We start from the raw sequence: 4,648 nt of genomic DNA, 5'->3' as shown, positions 1-4,648 counted from the left end.
CTCGGAGCCGAGCGCCGAGGAAGACAGCATAACGATATCGGGCTTGATCGATTTCAGAACATCGTATCCCAACCCCAGCTTATCCATGACGCCGGGGCGATAGTTCTCCGCCACCACATCGCTCACCGCGACCAGTCTCTTTGCTATATCGATCGCCTTGGGCTTGGTAAGGTCGAGTGCCAGCGACATCTTATTGAGATTGAGGTCATTGAACACGGGCGAACTGTCGAGGCTCTTCGTGGAAAGACCCAGCGTCAGCGAGCGTATTCTGGCATGATCGGGACGCTTGCCGCTCTCGATCTTGATAACCTCGGCGCCGAGGAACGCCAGCAGCTCGGTAGCGTAAGGCCCGGCCCAGGCCCAGGTGAAATCGGCAATGCGCACACCTTCCAAGGGTAAACGTTTCGACTTCGATTCGCTCATAGCTAGATAACCCCCGCCCCCCTCAAACACATCATGTCCTCCCTGCTGTAGCCAAATCGATCGACAAATATCTCCTCGTTGTGCTCGCCGAGCATGGGCGCCGGGCGGTGAAAACGATGCGGCGTCTCGGAAAAACGATACGGCGATGTCGGACACCTGACCTGGCCCATGACCGGATGCTCGATCTCGCCGAAAAATTCCCGCGACTCAAGCTGCCTGGAAGCGGCCAGGTCGGCGACCGTGGTCACCATACCTATAGGGCAGTTCAGCTTCTGGCAGCGGTGGTACAGATCTTCCTTGGTATAATCCTTTATCCACTCGGCGATATGCTCGTTTATCTCCTGCGCATACTTGTATTTGCCCAGCTCGCCCTGGTACTTCTCCTCCCCGGCCCAGACCGGATCGCCCAGCAGTTTCAGCAGCCCCTCCCAGTGGTGATCGCCGCCCAGCGTTATAAGAACGTAGCCATCCTTGCAGCGCTGCAGCCCGCCCATCATCTGCTGCATGAACACGGTGCTGAACTTTGTCTCTCCCTCGTTTCCGTACATGCCCATCTCCACCCGCTCCAGAGCCATAAGAGCTTCCTGCTTGGAGATATCTATGTGCTGCCCCTCTCCTGTGAACAAACGGCCGTACAATGCAGCTACGGTAGCGGTAGCGGCGCACAGCCCGGAATCGAAATCGCCGAGGAAGCCGGGGCCCTTAACCGGGACCGGCGTTTCCTTGGGCAGAATCGACGAGAGGACCCTGGCCACGCCGCTGCCGTGGTAGGAATTCAGGTGATATGCCTTATACTCGCGATACGGCCCGCTTTGCCCGAACGGCGTAATCGATGTCATTACGAGACGAGGATTAATCTTGCTAAGGTTTTCGTAATCGAGCCCGCGCTCCTTCATAAACGATGGAGGATTATCCTCGACAAGCACATCGCAATCGGCGACCAGGCGAAGGAAAATATCACGCCCGGTGTCCGTATTTAGATCGAGGGTGATGCCGAGCTTGCTTGTGTTGATGAATAGAAAGAAGCCGCTGCGCTCAAGACCGGGAACATCATCGAGAAATGGCTCCCTCTTTCGAGCGGAATCACCGACAATCGGCGGCTCGATTTTTATTACCTCGGCCCCCATGTCGGCCAGGAGCTTGGCGCAATACGGACCGGAAACGAATTGGGCGAACTCCAGAACCTTAAGCCCGCCAAGGGCGGTGTTAGTCATTTTTAAATATTTCTTCCATTCGACGTAGATATTTATATGAATCTATTCCCGACATATCATATTACAGAGCCTCATATCGAGGCAAACGTTAACTATTCGATAAAAAGACTATAAGAAATATCGTCGGATAAACGAGAACGCAAAGCACGGAGGTTCAGCAAGTCGAATGTCGGCTAGACTTAAAGAATAGAAGAAATCGGATAATGGTTATCTAGGTCAATAGTTTGCCAAACATCCACCCTAGTCCACCGCATATAGGGAAAGTGAGGATCCACGCCGTCACTATCCTGCCTGCTACACCCCATCGCACAGCAGACAGCCTTTTTGTAGCGCCGACCCCCATCACCGCCGAACTCACGCAATGCGTAGTGCTCACCGGTATCCCCAGCGCCGAGGCGGTCTCGACCACAGCCGCCGCCGATCCTATAGCGGCGAATCCTTGTACCGGCCTTAGTGCAGTAATTTTCATCCCTAAAGTCCGGATAACACGCCAGCCGCCGAATAATGTGCCGAATGATATGCTGATAGCAGACAGGGCTATTATCCAGAAAGGTATATGGAATTCCCCTCCGCTATGTATTGCCAGCGCCATTGCCATGATACCTATAGGCATCTGCCCATCATTCTTGCCGTGAGCATACGCCATAAATGCGGAGGAGAGAATCTGTAGTTTACCGAAAAATCCCTCCACCTTTAGCGGCGCTCTTCGACGAAGTATCCAGAGCAAGGCTACCATTAAAGCAAATCCGCCGGCGAATCCGAGCGCGGGAGCTATGGCAACCGACGATACGACTTTAATAAAAGTATTCCAGACAATCGCCACGCTGCTCGCGGAGGCTATCCCTGCGCCTATTAATCCGGCAACAAACGCATGACTGATGCTTATAGGGAGGCCGAGATACGTCGCCGTGAATCCCCATAATATCACCGTTATCAAAGCGGCTATGATTACTCCGTAGCTTAAATATTCCGGGGCGACTATTCCTTTGCCTATAGTGACCGCTACCGCAACTCCAGTGGCCGCACCAATGAAGTTGAATACAGCCGCCATCAACACAGCCTTGAGAGGAGAGAGCACCCGCGTGCCTATTACTGTAGCTACCGCATTAGCGGCATCGTTAAAGCCGTTTATTACAGCGAAACCGACGGCTAGAATAATTATTAGTATAAACACAGGTTAGACTCAGGTACGTTTAATCATTACGCCTTCGAGGACATTGGCTATATCCTCGCAACGATCTGTGGCGGTTTCCATGTACTGGTATATCTCGCGCCACTTGATGATATCGGCTGTATCCAGCTTGTCACGGAAAAGCTCCGCCAGAGCGGAACGGGCTATGGCGTCGGCCTCGTTCTCCAGCCGGTTTATCTCAATACAGCTCGCCGGAAGTTTGTGCAGTTCGTTGCGATTGCGCAGCTTCGGTATCGCAACCCCTACTTCCGCGGTTATCTTTACGAGTATTTTTGCCAGTTCCTGACACCTGGTCGTCGGCCGCGCCACTTCGTAAATGGACATGCACGTAGCAGCGTCCTCTATGCAGTCAAGCACATCGTCGATGTGCTCAGCGAGGTGCGCTATATCCTCGCGGTCTATGGGCGTGACAAAGGTCGAGTGAAGTAGCGCAACGATGCGGTGCGTTACCTCGTCACCGTAATGTTCCAGCTCCTTGATATGGCGAGCCTTGGCGGGAACGTCCTCCCAGTTTGCCACTAAATCAGCAAATACTTCAGTCGTCTTAACGAGATTCTTGGCGCCTTCGTCAAACAGGTCGAAGAACTTGTCTTCTTTTGGGAGAAAGGGAAGTCTCAAAGGAACACCTCCTTCCGATATATCAAACCAGAAAGGGAGGATGTTGTCAACAAAACCATAAACCGCGTCACTTCACCAAAAGCGGCGTAGATTGCAAAGATTATGTCGTGTTAAGCGATCTGCTGTTATTAATGGACGCATTATCGCACTGTTTCTGTTATAATGTGACCTCTGAAAATGCGCGAAGGGTTTGAGATAATCGATCACACGGCCGATGTGGCCATCGCAGCGTATGGAGCCGACATGAAGAAGGCCTTCGCTAACGCGGCACTTGGCATGTTCAGCATCATAGCCGATATCGACATGGTCAACGAAAAAATTACTCGCGACGTAGAAGTAACGGCCGACGGTGCAAAAGACCTCCTGGTATCATGGCTGAACGAACTGTTATTCGTGTTTGAAGTCGAAAAGATCCTGTTTAAACGATTCGAGATATCGGAACTCGACACTAATAAAATCGTTGCCAGATGTTACGGGGAAAAGCTCGACCCGGAAAGGCACAGTATAAAGACGGAGATAAAGGCCGCGACCTACCACATGACACAAATCGAAGAGAAGCCGGACGGTGTAAGAGTTCAGGTACTATTCGACATTTAAGGAAATCGATTATGTCAGGGACAAAAAGGCTTATCCAAAAAGATAAATACCGCTGGGAGATACCCCGGGACTACAAACCTGGGATGAACGTGCCTGGGATCCTCTACGCGGACGAGGAGATGCTGGCGCATATCAAGGACGACGAGGCCATTGAGCAGGTGGCCAATGTGGCAACCCTGCCCGGCATCGTCTCCGCTGCGCTGGCCATGCCGGATATCCACTGGGGCTACGGCTTCCCCATCGGAGGAGTGGCGGCGACGCGAACCTCCGACGGCGTGATCTCCCCCGGTGGCGTTGGATTCGATATCAACTGCGGCGTCAGGCTCCTGCGCACCAACCTGAGCGAGGATGAAGTTCGGCCCAAGCTCGACAAGCTGGTAGACGCGCTTTATCACAACGTACCCTCCGGCGTCGGCTCCGAGGGCAAGCTGCGACTGAAGACGAACGAGGTTGAGGATATCCTGCGCAAAGGCGCCCGATGGGCTGTCGAGAAGGGCTACGGCGAAAGGGAAGACATCGAAGTAACCGAGGAGCGCGGCTGCATGGGCGGCGCCGATCCCGAAAAGGTCAGCGCCAGGGCCAAGCAGCGCGGCGCCCCGCAGCC

The 4,648-nt window shown here is 53.5% G+C and carries 6 protein-coding genes; 2 read left to right on the top strand and 4 right to left on the bottom strand.

The features are described 5' to 3' along the window. From M0R80_31360 to M0R80_31345, 4 genes are all read right to left on the bottom strand, one after another. Nucleotides 1-423: CoA transferase (locus M0R80_31360; protein MCK9464141.1), on the bottom strand; the 423-nt coding region annotated here is incomplete at its 3' end. Nucleotides 424-425: 2 nt separating this feature from the next. Continuing rightward, entirely contained in the window at nt 426-1,637 is a 1,212-nt protein-coding gene (locus tag M0R80_31355) for a CoA transferase (protein MCK9464140.1), read from the bottom strand. A gap of 211 nt (nt 1,638-1,848) precedes the next feature. Next, nucleotides 1,849-2,811 (bottom strand): inorganic phosphate transporter, encoded by a 963-nt coding sequence (locus M0R80_31350; GenBank protein ID MCK9464139.1) that lies wholly within the window; start codon nt 2,809-2,811, stop codon nt 1,849-1,851. Nucleotides 2,812-2,820: 9 nt separating this feature from the next. Next, nucleotides 2,821-3,447 (bottom strand): DUF47 domain-containing protein, encoded by a 627-nt coding sequence (locus M0R80_31345; protein MCK9464138.1) that lies wholly within the window; start codon nt 3,445-3,447, stop codon nt 2,821-2,823. Between the two features lie 177 nt (nt 3,448-3,624). Between M0R80_31345 and M0R80_31340 the strand changes: the two genes are divergently transcribed. Next, nucleotides 3,625-4,044, top strand: a complete 420-nt coding sequence (locus M0R80_31340; protein ID MCK9464137.1) for an archease — start codon at nt 3,625-3,627, stop codon at nt 4,042-4,044. A gap of 83 nt (nt 4,045-4,127) precedes the next feature. Beyond that, nucleotides 4,128-4,648, top strand: a 521-nt coding sequence (locus M0R80_31335) for an RtcB family protein (GenBank protein MCK9464136.1), incomplete at its 3' end; no start/stop codon positions are given.

The organism is Pseudomonadota bacterium, from assembly GCA_023229365.1.
Lineage (GTDB): Bacteria > Myxococcota_A > Polyangia > JAAYKL01 > JAAYKL01 > JALNZK01.
Note: the sequence above shows the minus strand (reverse complement) of the source record. Positions and strands in the feature narration are given on the sequence as shown.